The following is a 22098-nucleotide window of genomic DNA, read 5'->3' as shown; positions in this document are numbered from 1 at the left end:
CTGGTGGGGGGCAGAGTTTATCCCTCCATGATCTGCGCAACTGCGATATTCCCCACATCGCCGCGGCCACGCAGACCCTTCACCGCTCCGGTGATGTCCTCGGGCTTCTTGTTCTGGGCCATCTTCGACTTGGCCTCCAGCCGCTCGACCGGCAGTTCGAAGGCCAGCACGCCCTTGATCATCCGCGCCATCAGACCGTCGCGCATCTTTCCGTGGGTCCATGGCCGTTTCGGCGCCAGCGGGGTCTCATGCTCGACCGAGAGATCGGCGAGCAGGGCGGTCGTGTCCTCCGCCGCCGGCACGGCCTGCAGGCGCCCGCCGGCATGCACGGCCACGTAGTTCCAGGTCGGCACCTGATCCGCGCTGGCGTACCAGTCCGGCGAGATATAGGCGTGCGGTCCGCTGAACACGGCGGTGGCCGACGCCCCGGCCTCGATCAGGGCGACGATCGGATTGGCCCGGGCGACGTGGCCGCGGATGACCAGGTCCGCGCCGCGTTCCTCGACCATCAACGGCAGATGGCTGATCTCCACCGTCTCGCCCCGATGGGCGACCAGCACGGCGAAGGCGTTGTCGCGCATCACCGCGACGATGGCGTCGCGGTCCTCGAGGCGGAAGGCGGGAGGGATGTACATGGCGCGGCTCCGGTCCGTTGGTTGGGTTGTCTACCGCTCTTTTGGTCGTATGATATGCACCAAAGTCCGTTTCGATATGGGTCCAAGAGATGGCCGATGCCTTGCCCGTCTGGGGCGTGTTCCAGCCCGACCGGGGCGATCCGACGCCGCTGCAGGAGCAGATCGCCGGTTTCTTCCGTCGCTCGATCGCCGAGGGCCGGCTGGCGCCCGGCGCCCGCCTGCCGTCGAGCCGCCAGCTCGCCGAGCAGCTCGTGGTCGCCCGCAACACGGTCAGCCTCGCCTATGAGCGGCTGACCGCGGAGGGCTATGTGGTCGGCCGGCGCGGTGGCGGTACCCGGGTCGCCCACGACCTGCCGGACCTGAAGCCGCCGGTTCCGGCGCAACCGGCCCCGGCCGTGCCTCAGGCACCGGTCCGGCTGTCGGGGGCGGCGCAGAAGATGATGGCAGAGCGGGTCGGAATCGGCGCGGTGGACGGACCGCTGCAGCCGGGGCGCCCTGGCCTCGACGCCTTTCCGGGCCGGATCTGGGCGCGGCTGGCCGGACGGTTCTGGCGCGAGACGCCGGCGACCGCCTTCGGCTATGGCGATCCGGCCGGCTTCATCGATCTGCGGCTTGCGATCTCGCGTTATCTCGGGGCCTTCCGGGGACTGATCGTCGATCCGGACGCGCTGATCGTCACGTCGGGCGCGCAGCAGGCCATCGACCTGATCTCACGCGCCCTGCTCGACCCGGACGATACCGCAGTGATCGAGGAGCCCTGCTATCCCGGACTGCGCGGCCCGATGGTCGCCACCGGCGCCCGCCTGGTCACCGTACCGGTGGATGCCGACGGGCTGGATGTGGCCCGCGCCCGGTCACTCGCCCCCGATGCGCGGCTGGTGACGGTCACCCCGACCCACCAGTTTCCGCTGGGCGTCACCCTGTCCCTGTCGCGGCGCCGCGCCCTGGTGGACTGGGCCATGGGCGACCTGGCCAGCGGCGGCGGCCCCTTCGTGCTGGAGGACGATTACGACGGCGAGTTCCGCTATGCCGGCAAGCCGGTGCCGCCGTTGAAGGCGCTCGATGGCGCCGACCGGGTGCTCTATGTCGGCACCGTGTCAAAGGCGCTGGCGCCGTCCCTGCGCATCGGCTTCATCGCCGCCCCGCAGCGGCTGGTCGACCCGCTGGTGCGGCTGCGCGGCCATTTCGACCGGCAGCCGGCGCTCGACACCCAGGCGGTGCTGGCCCGGTTCCTGGACGAGGGGCACATGGCCGGCCACCTGCGGCGGATGCGGACCCTCTATCGCGAACGCCGCGACGCCCTGGCGGATGCCCTGGAGGCGGTGCTGGACAGCCGCTTCACCGTGGAGCGGCCGGAGACCGGGATCAATCTGGTGGTGTCGCTGGAGGGCGGACCTGAGGATCGGGCGGTGGTGGAGAAGGCCATGGCGCTCGGCGTGCGGCCGGCGCCGATCTCCACCTATTTCCGCGATCCGACCCGGCGCAATGGCCTGCTGGTCGGCTTTGCGTCGCTGCCCCGGGCGCGGGCGCGCTGGGCGGCGGGCTGCGTGAAGGCCGCGATCGACGCCGCCCGGACGTGACGGAACCCATGCGGGATCGCCTGCGGGCGGTCGTATAGGGAGATTGGGGGAGAGGGAGGCCCTATCGCGGGCCTTTCAGGAGGATCAGTCGCTGTTCAGCTTTTCGCGGAGCAGCTTGCCGGTCTTGAAGAACGGAACGGATTTGCTGTCCACCTTCACGGACTCGCCGGTACGGGGATTGCGCCCGACCCGCGCTTCACGCTGCTTGACGGAGAACGCTCCGAAGCCGCGCAGTTCGACCCGATCACCCCGCGCCAGGGCCTCGGCAATCTCTTCGAACACAGTCGAGACGATCCGCTCGATGTCCCGCTGAAAAAGATGCGGATTTGCTTCCGCAAGGCGCGCAATCAGTTCGGACTTGGTCATGATTCCGAGCCTCCGCGAGGTCAAATCGCGGAGCGGCCGGTACGTACCAAGTCGACGCACCTTTCCGCCCCATCGAAAATGTGCCAGCGCGTCCCGGTAGCGTCAAGTCTAAGTATCTCTAATAGAACCATTTTCGCCTACTCAGTTAGAACGCGCCCAAAAAGAGAGGCCGCCCGCGGTGCGGACGGCCTCAATTTTAGGGGTTTCTAAGCAAAAGGAGACTTATTCGTCGCCCTTCGCCGCCTCTTCGCGCTGCTTCAGCGCGGCACCCAGGATGTCGCCCAGGCTGGCACCGCTATCGGACGAACCGAACTCCTGCATCGCCTTCTTCTCCTCCTCGACCTCACGGGCCTTGATGGAGAGGGTCAGCTTGCGGGTCTTGTTGTCGATATTGGTGACCTTGGCGTCGACCTTCTCGTCCACGGCGAAACGCTCGGGGCGCTGCTCGGAACGGTCACGCGACAGCTCGGCCTTCCGGATGAACCCGGTCATGCCTTCGCCGACGCTGACCTCGATGCCGCCATCGGTGATCTGGGTCACCGTGCAGGTCACGACAGCGCCCTTGCGGACGCCGGCCGAGCCGGCTTCGAACGGATCGGTGGTCAGCTGCTTGATGCCGAGCGAGATGCGCTCCTTCTCGACATCGACGTCCAGGACCTTCGCGCGAACCATGTCGCCCTTCTTGTAGGTCTGGATCGACTCCTCGCCCGGGGTATCCCAGTCGATGTCGGAGAGATGCACCATGCCGTCGATCTCGCCGGGCAGGCCGATGAACAGGCCGAACTCGGTGATGTTCTTGACCTCGCCCTCGAGCTCGGTGCCCGCCGGGTACTTCTCGACGAAGTCCTCCCACGGGTTGCCCAGGCACTGCTTGAGGCCAAGCGAGATGCGGCGCTTGTTCGGATCGACGTCCAGGATCATCACCTCGACCTCCTGGGAGGTGGAGACGATCTTGCCCGGATGGACGTTCTTCTTGGTCCAGCTCATCTCGGAGACGTGGACAAGACCCTCGATCCCCGGCTGCAGCTCCACGAAGGCGCCGTAGTCGGTGATGTTGGTGACGCGACCGGTGAACTTGGTGCCGACCGGGTAGCGCAGCTCCACGCCTTCCCACGGATCCGCCTCGAGCTGCTTCATGCCGAGGGAGATACGCTGGGTTTCCGGGTTGAAGCGGATCACCTGGACCTTCACGGTCTGGCCGATCTGCAGGGCCTCGGTCGGGTGGTTGATGCGGCGCCACGCGATGTCGGTGACGTGCAGCAGGCCGTCGACGCCGCCCAGGTCAACGAACGCACCGTAGTCGGTGATGTTCTTGACCACGCCCTGAAGGACCATGCCCTCCTTGAGCGAGGCGACCAGCTCGCTGCGGGCCTCGGCACGGCTCTCTTCGAGAACGGCGCGACGGGACACAACGATGTTGCCGCGGCGGCGATCCATCTTGAGGATCTGGAACGGCTGCGGGGTGCCCATGAGCGGACCGATGTCGCGCACCGGGCGGATGTCCACCTGGGAGCCCGGCAGGAACGCCACCGCACCCGACAGGTCGACGGTGAAGCCGCCCTTGACGCGCGAGAAGATCACGCCGGTGACCCGCTCGTTGTCGTTGAACGCCCGCTCCAGCGCGGCCCAGGCCTCTTCGCGGCGGGCCTTGTCGCGGCTCAGCATCGCCTCGCCGTTGCGGTCCTCGAGGCGCTCGACATAGACCTCGACTTCGTCGCCCGGCTTCAGTTCGGCCTTCTGGCCCGGGGCGGCAAATTCCTTCAGCGCGACGCGGCCCTCGGACTTGAGGCCGACATCGATCAGTGCGTGGTCGTTCTCCACCTCGACGACGATGCCTTTGACGACACTGCCTTCGATCGAGGTGACCTGGCCGAACGACTCCTCCAGCATGGATTCGAATTCGTCGGCGTAAGCGGCTTCAGCCATTAGTTCTCCTCAGAAACACGTATACGGACCATGGCCCAAGGCTTCGGGCGGCATGTCCGGTTAGCGGCGGCTTGCGATGTCTGGATCGAATCTCCGTCCGAGGCTGTTTCGGCCATCGGGAAGATAATGTGCCCGATCCTTCGCGGGCGGCCCGACTCTCCTGTGTCGGGCATCGACCGAATTCCGCGGCCGCCGGGTTGGTTGACATATGCCGGTCCTCCATCTCGGAGGCGGTCGGCGCCTTAGCTCGTTCCTGCCGCCTCGATAACGGCGAGCGCACGCTTGAAAACGTCCGACGGCGAGAGATCCGAGGTATCGATCTCGACGGCATCGTCGGCCTTGCGCATCGGAGCATCCGCTCGACCCGCATCGCGTGCGTCCCGCGCCTCAATATCGGCGAGAACGCGCGCATATATACTGGCCTCGCCCCGCTCCTGCAACTCCTGATGCCGGCGCTGCGCCCGCACCGCCGCCGAGGCGGTCACGAACAGCTTCGCCTCGGCCTCAGGGACGACCACGGTTCCGACGTCGCGGCCGTCCAGCACGGCCCCTGGCGGGCGGTGGGCGAAATTGCGCTGGAAATCCAGCAGGGCGGCCCGCACGGCGGGGATGGCGGCGACCTTGGAGGAGGCGGCGCCGACCTCGGCCGAGCGCAGGTCGGGGCTGTCCAGGATGGCGGTGTCGAGGGAGCGGGCGGCCCGTTCGGCCGCGGCCGGATCGTCGGGGTCGCCGCCGGCCCGCAGCACGGCGAGCGCCGTCGCCCGGTAGAGCGCGCCGGTATCCAGGTGCGGGTAGCCTAGATGGGCGGCGAGCGATTTGGCGAGCGTGCCCTTGCCCGCGCCGGCCGGACCGTCGATGGCGACGATCATGCGCCGGTCCCGATGGCGGCACCCGCCCCGTTCATCAGCTCCCTGAAGCCGGGGAAGGAGGTGGCGATGGCGGCCTCGTCGTCGATGGCGACCGCATCGGCCGAGACCATGCCCAGCACCAGGAACGCCATGGCGATGCGGTGGTCGAGATCGACCGGGATGGTGGTCCCGCCGGCCACCCCGTTGTCGGCGCCGTGCACCGTCAGGTCGTCGCCGTCCACCTCGACCCGGGCGCCGCAGGCGGCCATGCCGTTGGCGGTGGCCGCGAGGCGGTCGCTCTCCTTCACCCGCAGCTCGTCCAACCCGCGCATGATCGTGGTGCCCTCCGCATGGGCGGCGGCCACGGCCAGGATCGGGTATTCGTCGATCATCGACGGCGCACGCTCCGCCGGAACCTCGATGCCCTTCAGACGGGAGTGCCGCACGACAAGGTCCGCCACCGGCTCGCCGGCCTCGATGCGTTTGTTGGTCAGCTCGATGTCCGCTCCCATCTCCAGCAGCGTCTCGAACAGGCCGAAGCGCAGCGGGTTGGTGCCGACACCCGGCAGCAGCAGCTCGGAGCCCTCCACCAGCAGCGCGGCGACGGCCGGGAAGGCGGCGGAGGAAGGGTCGGCGGGGACCACCACCGGTCTGCCGGTCAGCTCCGGCTCGCCGACCACGGTGATGCGGCGGCCCTCGGCGGTATCCTCCACCCGGACCTCGGCGCCGAAATGGCGCAGCATGGTCTCGGTGTGATCGCGGGTCCATTTCGGCTCGATCACGGTGGTCTCGCCCGGTGCCGCGAGTCCGGCCAGCAGGATCGCCGACTTCACCTGGGCGGAGGCGACCGGCAGGGTGTAGGTGATCGGGGTCAGGATCTCCGGCCCGGTGACGGCCAGCGGCGGGCGGCCGCCCTCGCGGGCGACGATCCTCACGCCCATCTGGGCCAGCGGCGCACCGACCCGACCCATGGGACGGCGGCGCAGGGAGCCGTCGCCGGTGAAGAAGGTGGTGATCGGCTGGCCCGCGGCCGTGCCCATGAGCAGGCGCATGCCGGTGCCGGCGTTGCCGCAGTCGATCACGTCGGCCGGCTCGTCCAGCCCGCCGACGCCGCGGCCGACGACGCGCCAACTTCCCGGACCGAGATGCTCGACGGTGGCGCCGAAGGCGCGCATGGCGGCGGCGGTGGCGAGCACGTCCTCACCTTCCAGCAGCCCCTCGATCCTGGTCTCGCCGACGGAAAGCCCGCCGAGGATCAGCGAGCGGTGGGAAATCGACTTGTCACCGGGAATGCGCAGGGTCCCCGTCAGCGGACGGGCGCGCGACGAGATCAGCGGCTGCGGCATGGGTAGTCTCCGGCGGGCGGTTGGGTCGGAACGGTTCAACTGCGGCCGGTCATATCACGCCCGATTGTCCATCGCGAGCGGCTGCGCGTCCGTCTGGCGTCTCGGCAAAATGGACGCGTTTGGTGCGACGGGGTGCACAGGCCGGCCTTTATGCATTAAACGGAGGGCGGCCTCGGCTTTCCCGGTGTGATCCGGGCGGGTTTTGCGGGCTGCTGTGAAGGCGCATTTGCATCGGTCCGGTCCCGGGCCGGCAAATTTGCCTTTGACATGGTTTGGCTATCGTGGATATTCCCGCGCCACACCGTAAAGGTAGGTTTCTGATGAAGCGACGCGGAGTTGACCGTGGCGAAGCCTGAATGGGGAATCAAGCGGGTCTGTCAGTCCTGCGGCGCTCGGTACTATGACCTTGAGCGTCTGCCGATCGTCTGCCCGGCCTGTGACACGCCATATGATCCGGAAGCGGTTCTGAAGAGCCGTCGCACCCGATCCCTCCCGCCTGAGGAGAAGCCGAAGAAGCGTCCGGTGGACGAAGAGGCGGAAGATCAGGAGACGGAGGACGAGGAGGACGTCGAAGAAGAGGAGGAGGAAGACCTTCTCGACGACGACGTTCCCGTCGATGACGAGGAGGAGGAAAGCGACGTCGTGAAGAAGCGTCCGGTCGTCGATCCGCTCGCCGACGACGATGATGACGACGAGCTCCTCCCGGATGACGACGACGATGAAGAGCTGCCGATCGACGGCGAGAATGACGACGAAACTAAATGATTTTTTGTGCCGCTAACCTCTTGATCATCGAAGACCGAGGGGATAGATAAGCGGCCTCCGGCGGCACCCAGAGCCGCCAGCGAGATACGGGGCCATAGCTCAGCTGGGAGAGCGCTACAATGGCATTGTAGAGGTCAGGAGTTCGATCCTCCTTGGCTCCACCAACCGGGGCCCCTTGGGAAACCAAGGGGCCCCGACTCGTTTCTAAACCCCGACTTTTCCTTCCTCGTCATCCCGGCGAGCGTCGGGCTCGACCCGGATGTCGGCCGGGACCCGGTTGGCCGCGCAGGCAGGTCCCGGGCAGTCCCCGGATCAAGCCCGGGGTCTCCCGGGATGACGGCTATTGAGAAAGGGGGAGAGAGCGGACCGCTACCGCCGGGCGTGGGCGACCAGTGCCTCGCGGGCGCCGATATGCTTGGGGTCCAGGGCCAGGCACTGGCGCCAGCACACTTCGGCCTCGCCGATGCTGTCCAGCTCCTCGAAGGCGCGGCCCAGCCCGTACCAGGCCTCCGGGTTCACCGGGTCCACGTAGATCGCCCGGCGCAAAGCATCGACGCAATGGCTCCACCACCCGGCCTTGGCGCAGACCTTGGCCAGGTGGAAGAGATAGGCGTATTCTGCCGGTTCGATGACCAGGGCGCGGCCGATCAGCTCGGCCGCCTCGTTCGGCCGGTCGTTGTCCAGCGCCATCACGGATTTGACGTTCAGCGTGCGCGCGCCGTCGGGCGTGTCGGCGGTGACCCGGTTGTAGAGCCCCTCCAGCCGCCCGATTCCGTCGCCACGTCCCGCCATGACCGCTCAGCCCTTCAGCACGCGTCCGGCGACCGCGTCCAGCTTGGCGACCATCTCCGGGTCGCGCGCCTCGGGATGGGTGATCAGCGCGAACTCCAGGGCGTGATCGCCGCCCTGCGCGTCGACCAACGGCCGGTCGTAGATCTTCGGCGCCACGGTCTTGACCAGGGAGCGGGCGTTGTCCGCGTTGGCGGTCAGCACCTTGACCACGGCCTCGACGGTGACGTGATCGTGGTCCGGGTGCCAGCAGTCGTAGTCGGTGACCATGGCGACGGTGGCGTAGGGGATCTCCGCCTCGCGGGCGAGCTTCGCCTCCGGCATGTTGGTCATGCCGATCACGTCGGCTCCCCACGACCGGTACAGGAACGACTCGGCCTGGGTGGAGAACTGCGGGCCCTCCATGGTCACGTAGGTCCCGCCGCGGGCATAGGGGAGGCCAAGCTGCTTGCAGGAAGCCTCCAGAGCATCCATGAGGCGGGTGGAGACCGGATGGGCCATCGACACGTGGGCGACGCAGCCGGTGCCGAAGAAGGTCTTCTCGCGGGCGAAGGTGCGGTCGATGAACTGGTCGATCAGCACGAAATGGCCGGGCGCGTATTCCTCCTTCAGCGAGCCGACGGCGGAGACCGAGATGATGTCGGTCACGCCGGCGCGCTTCAGGGCGTCGATATTGGCGCGGTAGTTGATCGTCGTCGGACTTAACCGGTGACCGCGGCCGTGGCGCGGCAGGAAGACCAGCGGCTGGCCGTCGAGCTCGCCGAACAGGAGCTCGTCCGACGGCTCGCCGAAGGACGAGGTGACGGTCTGCCAGCGGGCGTTCTCAAGGCCGTCGATATTGTAGACGCCGCTGCCGCCGATGACCGCGACGAGGGCCTTGCGTGTTTGACTGCTCATGTCCGTCCCGTTCCGAATGTCTGTGCCACAGGTATACCGCGCCGGGCCCGGAACGCGAAAGGCCGCGGACGAACCGCGGCCTCTGCAATTGCCTGATTGTGCCGGCGCTTAGTGGACGTCGGCCCAGATCTTCCGCTTGGTGGCGTAGAGCAGGCCGGTGAAGACCAGCAGGAACAGCAGCGTCATGACGCCCGCCCGCTTGCGCTCATCCATCTCCGGCTCCGAAGCCCAGGCGAGGAAGGCGGCGACGTCCGCCGCCTCCTGCTCGATCGTGCTCGGGGTGCCGTCCTCGTAGGTCACGTCGTCGCCGTAAAGCGGCTTAGCCATGGCGATCTGGTGACCCGGGAAGTAGGCGTTGTAGTTCATACCGGCCATCAGGTTGAAGTCGGCCGGCGGCTCGGTATAGCCGATCAGCAGGGCGCGCACGTAGTTGGCGCCGTCCGGACGGGCCTTGACGATCAGCGACAGATCCGGCGGATAGGCGCCGCCATTGGCCGCGCGGGCCGCCTGCTCGTTCGGGAACGGCGAGGCGAACCTGTCGGACGGCTTGCCCGGCCGCTCGAACATCTCTCCGTCGTCGTTCGGGCCGTCGGTCACGCTGGCTTCGGCCGCGATCGCCTTGACCTCGTCCTCGTTGTAGCCGAGGTCCTCGAGGTTGCGGTACGCGACGTAGCTGAGTGCGTGGCAGCCGGCGCAGACGTTCTTGTAGACCTGGAAGCCACGCTGCAGCGCGCCGCGGTCATAGGTGCCGAACGGGCCGCTGAACGACCAGTCGTGCTGCGGCAGATCGATCGCCTCTCCCGCGGCCGAAGCCGGGGTGGAGAGAGCGAAGGACCAGGCGCCGGCCGCGATCGCGACGGCCGCGATGGTGGTGGTGAGACGCGCGATCATCAGACTTTCTCCCTCGGTGCGGCGGTGGCTGCAGCGAATCCGCCCCCGGCGCCAAGCACCGGCTCGCTGATCGACTTCGGCAGCGGCTTGGGCGTCTCGAAGATGCTCAGGGCCGGCAGAATGATCAGGAAGTGGATGAAGTAGTAGGCGGTGGCGATCCGGGAGAGGATCACGTAGATGCCCTCCGCCGGCTTGCCGCCGAGATAGGTCAGCGCCACCACGTCGACCACCAGGATCCAGAAGAAGATCTTGAAGATCGGGCGGAACTGGCCGCTGCGCACCGGCGAGCGGTCGAGCCACGGCAGCACGAACAGCACGGCGATGGCGCCGAACATGAACAGCACGCCGCCGAGCTTGTCGGGGATCGCACGCAGGATCGCGTAGAACGGCAGGAAATACCACTCGGGCACGATATGCGCCGGCGTCACCAACGGATTGGCCGGGATGTAGTTGTCCGGGTGGCCCAGGAAGTTCGGCGCGAAGAAGATGAAGGCCGAGAAGAAGATCAGGAACACACCCAGTCCGAACGCGTCCTTGATCGTGTAGTACGGATGGAACGGGATCTGATCCTTCGGGCCCTTCACGTCGATGCCCAGCGGGTTGTTCGACCCGAAGCGGTGCAGCGCGACGATGTGCAGCACGACCACGCCGACGATCACGAACGGCAGCAGGAAGTGCAGCGAGAAGAACCGGTTCAGGGTCGCGTTGTCGACCGAGAAACCGCCCCACAGCCAGGTGACGATCGACTCGCCCACCAGCGGGATCGCCGAGAACAGGTTGGTGATCACGGTGGCGCCCCAGAAGCTCATCTGGCCCCACGGCAGCACGTAACCCATGAACGCCGTCGCCATCATCAGCAGCAGGATGACCACGCCGAGCATCCAGAGGATTTCGCGCGGCGCCTTATAGGAGCCGAAATACAGGCCCCGGAAGATGTGGATGTAGACGACGATGAAGAAGAAGCTGGCGCCGTTCATGTGGATGTAGCGGATCAGCCAGCCGTAATTCACGTCGCGCATGATGCGCTCGACGCTGGCGAAGGCGTAGTCCACGTGCGGCGTGTAGTGCATCGCCAGCGTGATGCCGGTGACGATCATGATCACCAGGGCGATACCGGCCAGCGACCCGAAGTTCCACCAATAGCTCAGGTTCTTCGGGGTGGGGTACTCATGCAACTCGTGGTGCATGAAGGTGAAGACGGGGAGGCGGTGGTCGATCCACCGCACCACCGGATTTGAGAAATTCGCAGCCATGCTCCGGCGCTCCCTCTTAACCGATACGGACGACGGTGTCGGAAATGTACTGATATTCCGGCACGGCGAGGTTCAGAGGCGCCGGGCCTCGGCGAATGCGGCCCGACGTGTCGTAGTGCGAGCCGTGGCACGGGCAGAACCAGCCGCCGAAATCGCCCTTGGGGTCGGACACGCTCTGGCCGAGCGGCACGCAACCGAGGTGCGTACAGACGCCGACCATCACCAGATACTCGGGCTTCTCGGCACGCTCGGCGTCGGTCTGCGGATCGCGCAGGTCGTCGAGCGGAACCTCGCGCGCCTCCTCGATCTCCGCGGGCGTGCGATGCCGCACGAACACGGGCTTGCCGCGCCAGGTCAGCGTGACCGACTGGCCTTCCGCGACTGTCGAGACGTCAAATTCGATGCTGGCGAGCGCCAGGGTGTCAGCGGCCGGGTTCATCTGGTCGATGAACGGCCAGGCGACGCAAGCCGCGCCCACCGCGCCTACGGCGGTGGTCGTGATAATCAGGAAGTCGCGGCGGGAGTCGCCTTCGTGGGTTTCGGCCATGGTTCTCCACTCGTCTTATGTGGCGCTCGACGGGTTTCCGGCCCGCGTGCCGGATCGTCAGGCACTATCGACCAATGGCGCAGGAACGCAACGCGACCCGCTGTCGCAAATACCTCCGCCCCGATCCGGCATGCGTATAGCGCAGAGGTTTGCCTTTTGCAAAGCATCGCGAGGCGTTTAGATGCGGCTATGCGCCTCGTCCTGTACCAGCCCGACATCCCCCAGAACGCCGGAACGATCCTTCGGCTTGCCGCCTGCCTCGGTGTCGGCGTGGATGTGATCGAGCCCTGCGGCTTCGTATGGTCGGAGGGCCGGATGCGCCGTGCCGGCATGGATTACCTGGAATTCGCCGCGGTGCGACGGCACAGCTCGTGGGACGCGTTCCTGGCCGCGCGGGAGCCGGGACGGCTGGTCCTGGCGACCACGAAGGGCGCGGTGACGCTCCCCGACGCGCGGTTCGACGCGGAGGATCATCTTATCCTCGGCCGCGAGAGCGCCGGCGTGCCCGACGACGTGCACGCGGCGGCCGATCTGGCGGTGAAGGTGCCGATGGTGGCGGGGGCGCGGTCGCTCAACGTGGCTGTGAGTGCGGGGATCCTGCTGTCCGAAGGCCTGCGTCAGACCGGCGGTTGGCCGGGGTAGGGGCACGGTCACGGCCCATCCCCGGATCAAGTCCGGGGCTGTCCGGGATGACGATGCGGGGAAGACGCGGATCCCAAACCCGTCATCCCGGTCGCTCCCGGACTTGATCCGGGGGCGGACCGGGACCCGGTGCCCCGGTCTGCCGACGTTACCTCACTTTCCCGGGAAACCCTCGCCCAGATCCCAGAACAGGCCGGTCATCATCTCCAGCCCCTCGCGCATCAGATGCGGCAGCACATGCTCGTTCGGGGCGTGCTGGGAGCAGCCGGTATAGCTGTGCGGCACCCAGATCGTCGGCATGCCGATGCCGTTGAGGAAGATGTCGTTCGGCAGGGAGCCGCCGGCGTTGGGGATCACCGTGACCGTCTTGCCGGTGGTCTTCTCCATCGACGCGACCGCCCACGGCACCGCCGGGTGGTCCGGATCGAGCCGCGAGGCGCGCAGCATCGACATGCGGGCCGGCTCCACGGTGATGTCGCCAAAGCCGTTGGCTGCCAGATGCTCGCGGATCGTCGGCAGGAAGACGTCCGGGTCGGTGTCGACCACGAAGCGGATCTGGCAGATCGCCTCGGCGAAGGGCGGCACGGCGTTCTGCGGCTTCTCCGGGTCGCCGGTGATGAAGGACAGCACCTCGAAGGTGTTCCAGCCGAACACCTTCTCCGCCAGGGTCAGCCCCGGCTCGCCCCACCACGGGTCGATCTCGGGATCGTCGGGACCGGAGACGACCTTCACGTGGCCGAGTGCGTCGCGCACCGAGTTCTTGATCTGAGCCGGCTTAAGCTCCGGCAGCAGGATCTTGCCCTCGCGGCCGACGATGCCGGTCAGTGCGTGCATCAGCACGATCGCCGGGTTGGCCAGCAGGCCGCCCCAGTTGCCGGAATGGTGGCCGCCCTCGCGGTATTCCAGGCGGAAGCGGATGTTCAGCCCGCCGCGGGTGCCGAGCTTGATGTCCGGCCCGTCCGTCGAGAAGCGCGGCCCGTCCGACGCGATCAGCAGGTCGGCGGCGAGCATCTCCTTGTTGTCGCGGCAGAATTCCGCCAAGCCCGGCGAGCCCATCTCCTCGGCCATCTCGATCAGGAAGGTGACGTTGTAGCCGAGCTTGCCCCGGGTCTCGATGACGTGACGCATCGCCTCCATGTTGATGGCGTGCTGGCCCTTGTTGTCGGCGGTGCCGCGGCCGTACCAGCGCTCACCGGACGGCGTGTCTGCCACCTCAAGGCGCCACGGGTTGCGGTCGTCGGCCCAGCGGCCTTCCTCGCCCGGCACCGTGTCGCCGTGGCCGTAGCAGAACAGGGTCGGCAGGCTCGGATCCTCGATCCGCTTGGCGACCAGGAACGGCGCGCGGTCGAGCAGCGTGTTCTGATGGATCTCGACGCTGAAGCCCATCGCCTCGAAGCGCTGGCGCATCAGCCGGTCCAGATAATCCATCAGGTCGGCGCGATGCTCCTCCTCGCGGCTCGATGTCTGAACGGCCACCCGTTCGGTCAGTTCGGTGCGGAAACCGCCCGTGTCGAAATACTCCCGCACCGCATCGAGCGCGGCTTCACGCGTAGTCATAGGGACTCACCTCTGCATTGGATAAACGCCCTAGTCGGGGCTTGGGTGTGAGCATAAGCGTCGCGGCGGGTGCACGGAATACGCAGTCGCGCTACATCATGTCCCGCCATGGAGTTCTCCGATCTCAGCCAGGCCGCCGTCGCGGTCCTCCGAACCGCCGATGCCCGGGCGAAGGCCGAACTCGGCCGTCGCGCCGCGGCAGCCTGGCGGTCCGGCGCGCTGCCCTTTGCCTATTCCGTCTTTCCGCCGGACCGGCCGGGTCGGCCGGATGAGCCGCCGTTGCTGCCGCCCAGGCGGGTTAAGAAGCGCAAGATCACTGCCGAGACGCGCGGCCGGGTGGCCCTGCTGCACGCGCTGGCGCATATCGAGCTGAACGCCATCGATCTCGCCTGGGACGCGGTCGCGCGGTTTCCCGACGCCGGCTTCCCGCGCGCCTATGCGGACGACTGGGTGCGTGTGGGGGACGAGGAGTCGAAGCATTTCCTGCTGATCGCAGACCGCCTGGAGGCGCTGGGATCACGCTATGGTGCTCTGCCGGCCCATGACGGGCTGTGGCAGGCGGCGGTGGAGACGGCGGACGACCCCCTGGCCCGCCAGGCGGTGGTGCCGCTGGTTTTGGAGGCGCGCGGCCTGGACGTCACCCCGCCGATGATCGCCAAGCTGCGCGAGGTCGGCGACGATCCCTCTGCCGACATCCTGCAGGTCATCCATGACGACGAGATCGGCCATGTGGCCGTCGGCAAGCGCTGGTTCGACCATCTCTGCGCGGAACGCAAGCTGGAGCCAGTCGCCACCTGGCAGGCGATCGTGCGCGCCCGGTTCCGCGGCGGGGTGAAGCCACCGTTCAACATCCCGTCGCGCGAGGCGGCCGGGTTCGACGCGGCCTTCTACGGTCCGCTCGGCGATGAGTATCTCGACAGCCAGCGGGGCGCCGCCGAGTGAGGAGAGGCCCGTGAAGAGCCATTCGCCCATGAAAAGCCATACGATTGTGTGGGAGTTCGATCAGCCGCCGGACGTGATATGGCCGCTGTTCGCCGATACCGGGCGTATCAACGAGGCGGCGGGTCTTCCCAAGCATCGGATCCGCGAGGTCGAACAGGCCGACGGCACGGTCCGGTTCTTCGCCGAAGCCAAGGCCGGTCCGTTCACCCTGGCCTGGGAGGAGATTCCGGTCGAATGGGTGACCGATCGCTGGTTCCGGCACGAACGGCGGTTCTCCCGCGGCCCCCTGGCCGTGCTGATCGCAACCGCCGAGTTCGAACCGACGCCGGGTGGATGCCGCTGTATCTACCGCATGGAAGCGGCGCCGGCCAATCTGATCGGCCGCCTGTTGCTGGCGACCCGCTTCTTTGACGACGCCGGGAAGAATTTCGACAGGTTGGTGGACGATCTTCGCCAGTTCGCGGCGGGAGCCAGCAAGCGCCCCTTTCTGACCAAGCGGGTGGTGTTGGACCAGGCGCGTGCGCTGCGCCTGGAGCGGATCGTCGCCGAGATCAATGCCAGCCCGAACGGGCACGGCCTGGGGACCCGGCTGGCCGACTACGTTCTCGACGCGCAGGAAATGGACCTGATCCGGATGCGTCCGCGCCGGCTCGCCCGGGAGTGGGGAGAGGAGGACCTGCCGGTCATCGAACTCTGCCTGGAGGCGGTCCGGGACGGGCTGCTCGAATCGCGCTGGGACCTGCTCTGTCCGCGCTGCCGCGGCGCCAAGCTCTCCGCCTCGTCGCTCGATCAAGTGCCCGAGACCGCCCATTGCGACTCCTGCAACATCACCTACGACCGCGACTTCTCCCGCAACGTTGAGCTCAGCTTCCAGCCGGCCCCGGCGGTCCGGCCGGTACAGGACGGCGAGTTCTGCCTGTTCGGACCGATGTCGATGCCGCATGTGATCCTGCAGGTCGCCCTGGACCCGGGGGAGAGCCGGACCGTCCCGGCCGATCTTGCGCCCGGCGCCTACCGGTACCGCACACTGGAAACCGGCGGACAGTGCGACGTGGCGATCGACGGGCCGGCGCCGAGGGTGATCGTGAACGGGGCGGTCGTCCAGGCCGGCGAGCCGTCGGCGCCCGGCACCGTGACGCTGGAGAATCAGGGCGCCGCGCGCCGCACCCTTGTGGTGGAATCCCGCGCCTGGGTGGCCGACGCGCTGACGGCGCACGAGGTCACGACCCTGCAGGCGTTCAGGGACCTGTTCTCCAATGCCGTTCTGCATCCGGGCGATCAGGTGTCGATCGCCCAGATCGCCCTGATGTTCACCGATCTGAAGGGATCCACCGCGCTGTACGAACGGATCGGCGACGCCAGCGCCTACCATCTGGTCCGCGAGCACTTCGCCTATCTCGGCCGCATCGTGCGCGGCCACCGGGGGGCCATCGTCAAGACCATCGGCGACTCGGTGATGGCCGCCTTCGCCGAGCCGGCGGATGCGGTGCGTGCCGCGCTTGATGTGCAGCAGGGTACCGAGGCGTTCAACCGGGACCAGGGCGGCGAGGCGATCTCCATCAAGATCGGCGTTCATGCCGGCGCCAGCATTGCTGTCACGCTGAACGACCGTCTGGACTATTTCGGCTCCATGGTGAATCTGGCCGCCCGGGTCCAGGGGCTCGCCGCCGGCGGAGAGGTGGTGGTGAGCGGCCAGCTCGCCCAGGACCCGTCCGTCGCCCCGCTGGTGGCGGAGGGTCGGCGCGAGCGCGCACGGGTCCGGGGCATCGCCGAGCCGGTCGAGGTCGTGAGGCTTCCCGGCGATCCAGTTGTTGAGGAGAAGACGAATGGCGGATAAGCCGCTGATGCTGCTGTGGACCGACGGCGCGCCGATCTATGTGGAGGCGCTCGCCGTCGCGGGGTTGGGCGACCGGCTCCGGCTGGAAGGGATCGACCGGTCCGAGGCACCGAGCGACGCGCAGAAGGCGGAGGCCGAGATGATGCTGGCCTGGGGCGCGCCGGCCGGGCTGCTGGCCGAGATGCCGAAACTGCGCTGGGTGCAGACCACCACCGCCGGTGTGGAGGCCTGGCTGTCCCGCCCGGACCTGTCCGATGGCCTGCTGCTGACCGCGGCCAAGGGCGTGCACCGGGTGCAGATGCCAGAGAACATCCTGGCCGCCCTGTTCCATGCGACCAAGCCGATCGCCGCCGCCGCCATCGACCAGCTTTCGTCGACCTGGACTCGCCGGGTCGCCGTGCCGCTGGCCGGCCAGACCCTGGGCATCCTCGGCCTCGGCACCATCGGCGCGGAGCTGGCCCGCAAGGCGGCCGCGCTGGAGCTGCGGGTGGTCGGCGTGCGCCGCTCGCCAGGCGAGGTCGAGCATGTCGACACCGTCTACGCGCCGCAGGACACCGACCGGATGCTGGCGGAGTCCGATTTCGTGCTGAACCTGCTGCCGGTGACGCCGGAGACCGTGGACTTCTTGAACGCCGAGCGCTTCGCGGCGATGAAGCCGGGGGCGTGGTTCCTCAATTTCGGGCGCGGCGCGACGGTGGTCGATGCCGACCTGATCGCCGCCGTGACCGGCGGTGCCATAGCCGGGGCGGTGCTCGACGTGTTCCGGCAGGAGCCGCTGCCGAGCGACGACCCGTTCTGGACCACGCCGGGGATCAGCGTATGGCCGCATGTGGGCGGCCTGCATCCGGACCGCGACGCCATCGTCGCCGGGCTGGTGGTGGAGAACACGGCCAGATATCTCGACGGCCGCGCGCTGCTGCACCAGGTCGACCGCGAGCGGGGGTACTGAGGCGCTCGATCCTCTCCATGTCGCCTTCCCGGCCCTGAGCCGGGACCGAGCCCAAAGCGTGCTGGAGCGTTTCAGGATGATTCCCAACGCTCCAGGTCGACCGCGAGCGGGGGTACTGAGGCGCTCGATCCTCTCCATGTCGTCTTCCCGGCCCTGAGCCGGGACCGAGCCCAGAGCGTGCTGGAGCGTTTCAGGATGATCCCCAACGCTCCATCACATCCCTTTCCGGGACCCCGGCGCATGGCCGGGGAGACGAGAGGAGGGAGCGGTTTCGGTATTTACGCGAGCACCTTGATCAGACTCGCCCCCAGGCTGGCCACCGCGATGGCCGAGAGGACCTTCCGCAGTACCCCGTACCAGGCCGGGAACCACCCCAGCGCCGTGGCCGAGCGGTCGACCATGAACGCCGCGACCAGCCCGCCGATCAGGATCACGAGCGCCAGGTCCGGCTTGGCGAAGGCGGCGACCCAGGCCAGCAGGCAGGGCGTCACGCTCCAGGCCAGCGGCCGCCACAGCGCCTCGCCCTCCATGCCGCCCTCTATCCCGCCGCCCAGCGCGCGGCCCCAATGCACCGCGCCGAGGAAGGAGAGGATCACGCAGCCGTAATAGACCTGCGCGTTCAGCACGACCCAGTCCCAGGGCGTCTCCAGCACCCAGACGCCGGCCGCCCCGGCGATAAAGGGCAGGGCGCCCGCGAATCCGAGCGTTCGGGCGGGGGTCGGGATATCGCTCAGGGTCGCCATGGGGTCTGGGTCTCCATCTCATGCGGCGTGGCTCGTGCGGTCCGGCGCGATCTGATATCACCGGTGCCGCGTGAACAGATAGACCGCGACCGGAGGAAGACGATGGATCTCAAGGGCAAGGGCGCATTGGTGACGGGCGGCGGCAGCGGCCTCGGGGCGGCGACGGCGCGGGCGCTGGCGGTGCGCGGGGCCAAGGTGGCGCTGCTCGACGTGAACCTGGATGCCGCCAAGGCTCTGGCCGACGAGATCGGCGGGCTGGCGCTGTCCTGCGACGTCGCCGACGCGGCCTCGGCCGAAGCGGCGGTGGCGCAGGCGGGCGAGGCCCATGGCGCGCCCCTCGTGCTGGTGAACTGCGCCGGCATCGCGCCCGCCAAGCGTATCGTCGGCCGCGACGGGCCGATGGATCTGGCCGATTTCAAGAAGGTGATCGACGTCAACCTGGTCGGCAGCTTCAACCTGATCCGCCTCGCCGGCGCGGCCATGGCCGGCAACGAGCCGGACGGCGACGGCCAGCGCGGGGTCATCGTGTCGACCGCCAGCGTGGCCGCCTTCGAGGGGCAGATCGGCCAGTCGGCCTATGCCGCGTCCAAGGGGGGCGTGCATTCGCTGACCCTGGTGGCGGCCCGCGAGTTCGCCCGCACCGGCATCCGGGTCTGCGCCATCGCGCCGGGGATCTTCGGCACGCCGATGGTGCTCGGCATGCCGCAGGAGGTGCAGGACAGCCTCGCCGCCCAGATCCCGTTCCCCTCGCGCCTCGGCAAGCCGGAGGAGTTCGCCCGGCTGGTGGAGAGCATCGTCGACAACCCGATGCTCAACGGCGAGACGATTCGGCTGGATGGGGCGATCCGCATGGGGGCGAAGTAGGGGCGCCGCGCCTCCACCCATCCCGTCATCCTGACGCATGTCAGGATCTGGGCTCGGCCCGTCGGCGTGGGCGGCTTGGTCCTGAATCGAGTTCAGGACGACGGGTGTTTATGCCCGCCCGGCCGGCGCGTTGGTCTCTTCCTCTTCGGCAAGGCGCTCCAGCTCTTCCATCTCGCTGTCGCTGTAGCCGTAGTGGTGGCCGATCTCGTGGATCAGGACGTGGCGCACCACCGAGTAGAGGTCGTCGCCGCTCTCGATCCAGTAGTCGAGGATCGAGCGGCGGAACAGGAACACCCGGTCGAGATCGGCCGGCGTCTCCCCCGTCGAGCGGTGACCCAGCGGCACCCCCTGGTACAGGCCGAGCAGGTCGAACGGCGTCTCCAGGTCCATGGCCTCGCAGATCTCCTCGTCGGGGAAGTCCTCGACAAGGATCGCGAGCCCGGAGAGCGGCTTCAGCAGCTCCTGGGGAACGTTCGACAGGGCGTCTTCCGCCAGCGCCGCCATCTGGTCGATGGTGGGGGCGAGGATTCCGGGACGGGCTTTCTGTGCGCACATGAGCGCAGCTATAACCGCTTCCGCGGCACAGGGAAAGTTTGCCGCACCGCGGGGACGGGCTGATAGGGTTGTACCCGTGCCGAAGCGTCTCAATTTGTGCGGTGCAACGTATTCTCGGCCGGCCCAATCCGCCGTCCCACGAACCAGAGGAAAATCGACATGAGCCTCAAGGGTAAATCCGCCGTCGTCACCGGATCGACCAGCGGCATCGGTCTCGGAATCGCCAGGGCGCTCGCCGGCGCCGGCGCCGACATCATGCTCAACGGTTTCGGCGATGCGGGGGAGATCGAGCAGATCCGCGCCGGCCTGGAGACCGAGTTCGTCGTGAAAGCCGCCTTCAGCGGCGTGGACCTGACCAAGGGCGACCAGGCGAAGAAGCTGGTCACCGACGCGGAGGCCGCATTCGGCAAGGTCGACATCCTGGTGAACAACGCCGGTATCCAGACGGTGGCGCCGGTCGACGAGTTCCCCGAGGACCGCTGGGAGCTGATCGTCGCCCTCAACCTGTCGTCCAACTTCTACACCACCAAGGCCGCCCTGCCGGGGATGAAGCAGCGCGGCTGGGGCCGGATCATCAACATCGCCTCGGCCCACGGTCTGGTCGCCTCTCCGTACAAGGCCGCCTATGTCGCCGCCAAGCACGGGGTCGTCGGCTTCACCAAGGTGGTGGCGCTGGAGACCGCCGAGCAGGGCATCACCTGCAACGCGATCTGCCCGGGCTTTGTGAAGACTCCGCTGGTGGAAGGCCAGATCGGCGAGCAGGCCAAGGCCAACAACATGACCGAGGAACAGGTCGTACGTGAGGTCATCCTGGCCAGCCAGCCGACCAAGAAATTCGTCGAGGTCGACGATCTGGGCGCGCTGTCGGTGTTTTTGGCCGGCGATCATGCGGGCTCGATCACCGGGGCCGCTCTGCAGGTCGATGGCGGCTGGGTCGCCCGCTGATGGCTCCCCGCCCCAAATCCCCGGGGCGCAGGTCGGACGGAAAGGACGATCCCGCCCGCCACGAGGCCAAGGTTCCGGCCCGGCTCCGCGCGGAGGCGGAGGCGGCCGTCGAGCCGAAGCGGCCCCGCTCGAAGGCCGGCCCGCAGGTCAAGCGGATCAACCTGGCGCTCCAGGGCGGCGGCTCGCACGGGGCCTTCACCTGGGGCGTGCTCGATGCGCTGCTGGAAGACCCGCGGGTTACCTTCGACGCCATCTCGGGCACCAGTGCCGGTGCGATGAACGCCGTCGTCCTTGCGGCCGGCTGGGCGGAGAACGGGCGGCAGGGGGCCCGCGACAAGCTTGACGCCTTCTGGGAGGCGGTCGCCGACGCCGGCCGGTTCAGCCCGATCCAGCGTACCTGGACGGACCGGCTGCTGGGCAACTGGCGGGTGGACAGCTCGCCCGGCTACCTGACGCTGGATTTCCTCAGCCGGTTCCTGTCGCCGTACCAGACCAATCCGCTGAAGATAAATCCGCTGCGCGATGTGCTGGTGGATCTGGTCGATATCGACAAGGCCAGGCACGAGGCCGACATCAAGCTGTTCATCAGCGCCACCAACGTGCGCTCGGGCAAGATCCGGGTGTTCGAGAATCACGAGCTGTCGATCGACGCGGTCATGGCCTCGGCCTGCCTGCCGACCATGTTCCAGGCGGTGGAGGTGGAGGGCGAGCACTATTACGACGGCGGGTATATGGGGAATCCGGCCCTGTATCCGCTGATCTACAATTCCGAGTGCCGCGACATCGTCATCGTGCAGATCAACCCGATGTACCGTGACACCGTCCCCACGGACGCGCGGGAGATCATGGACCGGGTGAACGAGATCTCATTCAACTCCACCCTGATGCGGGAGATGCGGGCGATCCATTTCGTGAACCGGCTGATCGCCGCCGGCAAGCTCGACCCGGAGGCGTACCGGGTGACCCGCATCCACATGATCGAGGCGTCGGAGGAGATGCAGGACATGCATGCGTCCTCCAAGCTCAACGCGGAGCGGGCGTTCCTCCACCATCTGCGCGACATCGGCCGCACCGTCGCGACCACCTGGCTGGAGGAGAGCTTCGGCTGTGTCGGCACCCAGTCCTCGATCGACGTGCGGGGCACGTTTCTGTAGGCGCGCCCTCCGGCCGGCACCTTGCATCGCGGTGACCTGCCCCAACCTTGACGGGGACGGGGCCGCT

22 protein-coding genes and 1 tRNA gene are annotated in these 22098 nt (G+C 67.8%); 10 read left to right on the top strand and 13 right to left on the bottom strand.

Features of this window, described 5'->3' with window-relative positions; all coding sequences use genetic code 11:
• Positions 1-17: 17 nt before the first annotated feature.
• Positions 18-635 carry an FMN-binding negative transcriptional regulator gene (locus BLS34_RS04410; RefSeq protein ID WP_093148431.1) on the bottom strand — a complete coding sequence of 206 codons (618 nt, stop codon included), beginning with the start codon at positions 633-635 and terminating at the stop codon, positions 18-20.
• An 89-nt stretch (positions 636-724) separates the two neighbouring features.
• Between BLS34_RS04410 and pdxR the strand changes: the two genes are divergently transcribed.
• A complete protein-coding gene (gene pdxR / locus BLS34_RS04405) occupies positions 725-2215 on the top strand; it encodes a MocR-like pyridoxine biosynthesis transcription factor PdxR (protein WP_038013907.1) in 1491 nt (496 codons plus the stop codon).
• A gap of 84 nt (positions 2216-2299) precedes the next feature.
• Here the strand turns inward: pdxR and ihfB are convergent, their stop codons facing one another.
• The 4 genes from ihfB to aroA form a co-directional block, all read right to left on the bottom strand.
• Positions 2300-2581 (bottom strand): integration host factor subunit beta, encoded by a 282-nt coding sequence (ihfB, locus tag BLS34_RS04400; RefSeq protein WP_028793816.1) that lies wholly within the window; start codon positions 2579-2581, stop codon positions 2300-2302.
• 222 nt (positions 2582-2803) lie between these two features.
• Entirely contained in the window at positions 2804-4507 is a 1704-nt protein-coding gene (gene rpsA, locus BLS34_RS04395; RefSeq protein ID WP_093148429.1) for a 30S ribosomal protein S1, read from the bottom strand.
• A gap of 242 nt (positions 4508-4749) precedes the next feature.
• Positions 4750-5376 carry a (d)CMP kinase gene (cmk, locus tag BLS34_RS04390; RefSeq protein WP_093148427.1) on the bottom strand — a complete coding sequence of 209 codons (627 nt, stop codon included), beginning with the start codon at positions 5374-5376 and terminating at the stop codon, positions 4750-4752.
• Positions 5373-6701, bottom strand: coding sequence for a 3-phosphoshikimate 1-carboxyvinyltransferase (gene aroA / locus BLS34_RS04385; RefSeq protein ID WP_093148425.1), 1329 nt, complete (start codon positions 6699-6701; stop codon positions 5373-5375). The genes cmk and aroA overlap by 4 nt, the downstream gene beginning before the upstream one ends.
• 342 nt (positions 6702-7043) lie before the next feature.
• On the opposite strand from aroA, the gene BLS34_RS04380 reads away from it, so the two are divergent.
• Together BLS34_RS04380 and BLS34_RS04375 are read left to right on the top strand one after the other, a co-directional pair.
• A complete protein-coding gene (locus BLS34_RS04380) occupies positions 7044-7466 on the top strand; it encodes a TIGR02300 family protein (RefSeq protein ID WP_084618916.1) in 423 nt (140 codons plus the stop codon).
• A gap of 88 nt (positions 7467-7554) precedes the next feature.
• Positions 7555-7630 (top strand) — tRNA-Ala (locus BLS34_RS04375).
• Positions 7631-7835: 205 nt separating this feature from the next.
• Here BLS34_RS04375 and BLS34_RS04370 read toward each other — a convergent pair.
• The 5 genes from BLS34_RS04370 to petA all read right to left on the bottom strand — a co-directional run bounded on the left by BLS34_RS04370 (position 7836) and on the right by petA (position 11843).
• The gene (locus tag BLS34_RS04370; RefSeq protein WP_093148423.1) at positions 7836-8258 is read right to left on the bottom strand and encodes a tetratricopeptide repeat protein; all 423 of its coding nucleotides are present in this window, start codon (positions 8256-8258) and stop codon (positions 7836-7838) included.
• Positions 8259-8264: 6 nt separating this feature from the next.
• Positions 8265-9152: an S-methyl-5'-thioadenosine phosphorylase gene (locus BLS34_RS04365; RefSeq protein WP_028793821.1), complete on the bottom strand. Its 888-nt coding sequence runs from the start codon at positions 9150-9152 to the stop codon at positions 8265-8267.
• Positions 9153-9260: 108 nt separating this feature from the next.
• Entirely contained in the window at positions 9261-10043 is a 783-nt protein-coding gene (locus BLS34_RS04360) for a cytochrome c1 (RefSeq protein ID WP_028793822.1), read from the bottom strand.
• Positions 10043-11296 carry a cytochrome b gene (locus tag BLS34_RS04355; RefSeq protein ID WP_028793823.1) on the bottom strand — a complete coding sequence of 418 codons (1254 nt, stop codon included), beginning with the start codon at positions 11294-11296 and terminating at the stop codon, positions 10043-10045. Before BLS34_RS04355 ends, BLS34_RS04360 begins: the two co-directional genes overlap by 1 nt.
• A 16-nt stretch (positions 11297-11312) precedes the next feature.
• A complete protein-coding gene (gene petA, locus BLS34_RS04350) occupies positions 11313-11843 on the bottom strand; it encodes a ubiquinol-cytochrome c reductase iron-sulfur subunit (RefSeq protein ID WP_028793824.1) in 531 nt (176 codons plus the stop codon).
• A gap of 189 nt (positions 11844-12032) precedes the next feature.
• Between petA and BLS34_RS04345 the strand changes: the two genes are divergently transcribed.
• A complete protein-coding gene (locus tag BLS34_RS04345) occupies positions 12033-12485 on the top strand; it encodes a tRNA (cytidine(34)-2'-O)-methyltransferase (RefSeq protein WP_028793825.1) in 453 nt (150 codons plus the stop codon).
• Positions 12486-12638: 153 nt separating this feature from the next.
• Here BLS34_RS04345 and BLS34_RS04340 read toward each other — a convergent pair whose 3' ends face one another.
• Entirely contained in the window at positions 12639-14042 is a 1404-nt protein-coding gene (locus BLS34_RS04340) for a M20/M25/M40 family metallo-hydrolase (protein WP_093148421.1), read from the bottom strand.
• A 108-nt stretch (positions 14043-14150) separates the two neighbouring features.
• On the opposite strand from BLS34_RS04340, the gene BLS34_RS04335 reads away from it, so the two are divergent.
• From BLS34_RS04335 to BLS34_RS04325, 3 genes are read left to right on the top strand one after another with little or no spacing between them, the layout of a single operon-like run.
• On the top strand, positions 14151-14984 hold the full coding sequence (locus tag BLS34_RS04335; protein ID WP_093148419.1) for a ferritin-like domain-containing protein: 834 nt from the start codon (positions 14151-14153) through the stop codon (positions 14982-14984).
• A 28-nt stretch (positions 14985-15012) separates the two neighbouring features.
• Positions 15013-16821, top strand: coding sequence for an adenylate/guanylate cyclase domain-containing protein (locus tag BLS34_RS04330; protein ID WP_175474089.1), 1809 nt, complete (start codon positions 15013-15015; stop codon positions 16819-16821).
• Complete coding sequence (locus BLS34_RS04325; RefSeq protein ID WP_093148414.1) at positions 16811-17770, top strand: D-2-hydroxyacid dehydrogenase; 960 nt, start codon at positions 16811-16813, stop codon at positions 17768-17770. Before BLS34_RS04330 ends, BLS34_RS04325 begins: the two co-directional genes overlap by 11 nt.
• A 278-nt stretch (positions 17771-18048) precedes the next feature.
• On the opposite strand, the gene BLS34_RS04320 is transcribed toward BLS34_RS04325, so the two are convergent.
• Complete coding sequence (locus BLS34_RS04320; protein WP_028793829.1) at positions 18049-18513, bottom strand: DUF3429 domain-containing protein; 465 nt, start codon at positions 18511-18513, stop codon at positions 18049-18051.
• 102 nt (positions 18514-18615) lie between these two features.
• On the opposite strand from BLS34_RS04320, the gene BLS34_RS04315 reads away from it, so the two are divergent.
• A complete protein-coding gene (locus tag BLS34_RS04315) occupies positions 18616-19377 on the top strand; it encodes an SDR family NAD(P)-dependent oxidoreductase (protein ID WP_093148413.1) in 762 nt (253 codons plus the stop codon).
• A 108-nt stretch (positions 19378-19485) separates the two neighbouring features.
• Here the strand turns inward: BLS34_RS04315 and BLS34_RS04310 are convergent, their stop codons facing one another.
• A complete protein-coding gene (locus BLS34_RS04310) occupies positions 19486-19932 on the bottom strand; it encodes a metallopeptidase family protein (protein ID WP_028793831.1) in 447 nt (148 codons plus the stop codon).
• A 159-nt stretch (positions 19933-20091) separates the two neighbouring features.
• Here BLS34_RS04310 and BLS34_RS04305 point away from each other — a divergent pair, with 159 nt between their 5' ends.
• Both BLS34_RS04305 and BLS34_RS04300 read left to right on the top strand, forming a co-directional pair.
• Positions 20092-20877, top strand: coding sequence for a 3-hydroxybutyrate dehydrogenase (locus BLS34_RS04305; RefSeq protein WP_093148410.1), 786 nt, complete (start codon positions 20092-20094; stop codon positions 20875-20877).
• On the top strand, positions 20877-22031 hold the full coding sequence (locus BLS34_RS04300; RefSeq protein ID WP_084618762.1) for a patatin-like phospholipase family protein: 1155 nt from the start codon (positions 20877-20879) through the stop codon (positions 22029-22031). The genes BLS34_RS04305 and BLS34_RS04300 overlap by 1 nt, the downstream gene beginning before the upstream one ends.
• The last annotated feature ends 67 nt before the right edge of the window (positions 22032-22098 follow it).

Origin of the sequence: Thalassobaculum litoreum DSM 18839, from assembly GCF_900102465.1 — a bacterium.
Lineage (GTDB): Bacteria > Pseudomonadota > Alphaproteobacteria > Thalassobaculales > Thalassobaculaceae > Thalassobaculum > Thalassobaculum litoreum.
Note: the sequence above shows the minus strand (reverse complement) of the source record. Positions and strands in the feature narration are given on the sequence as shown.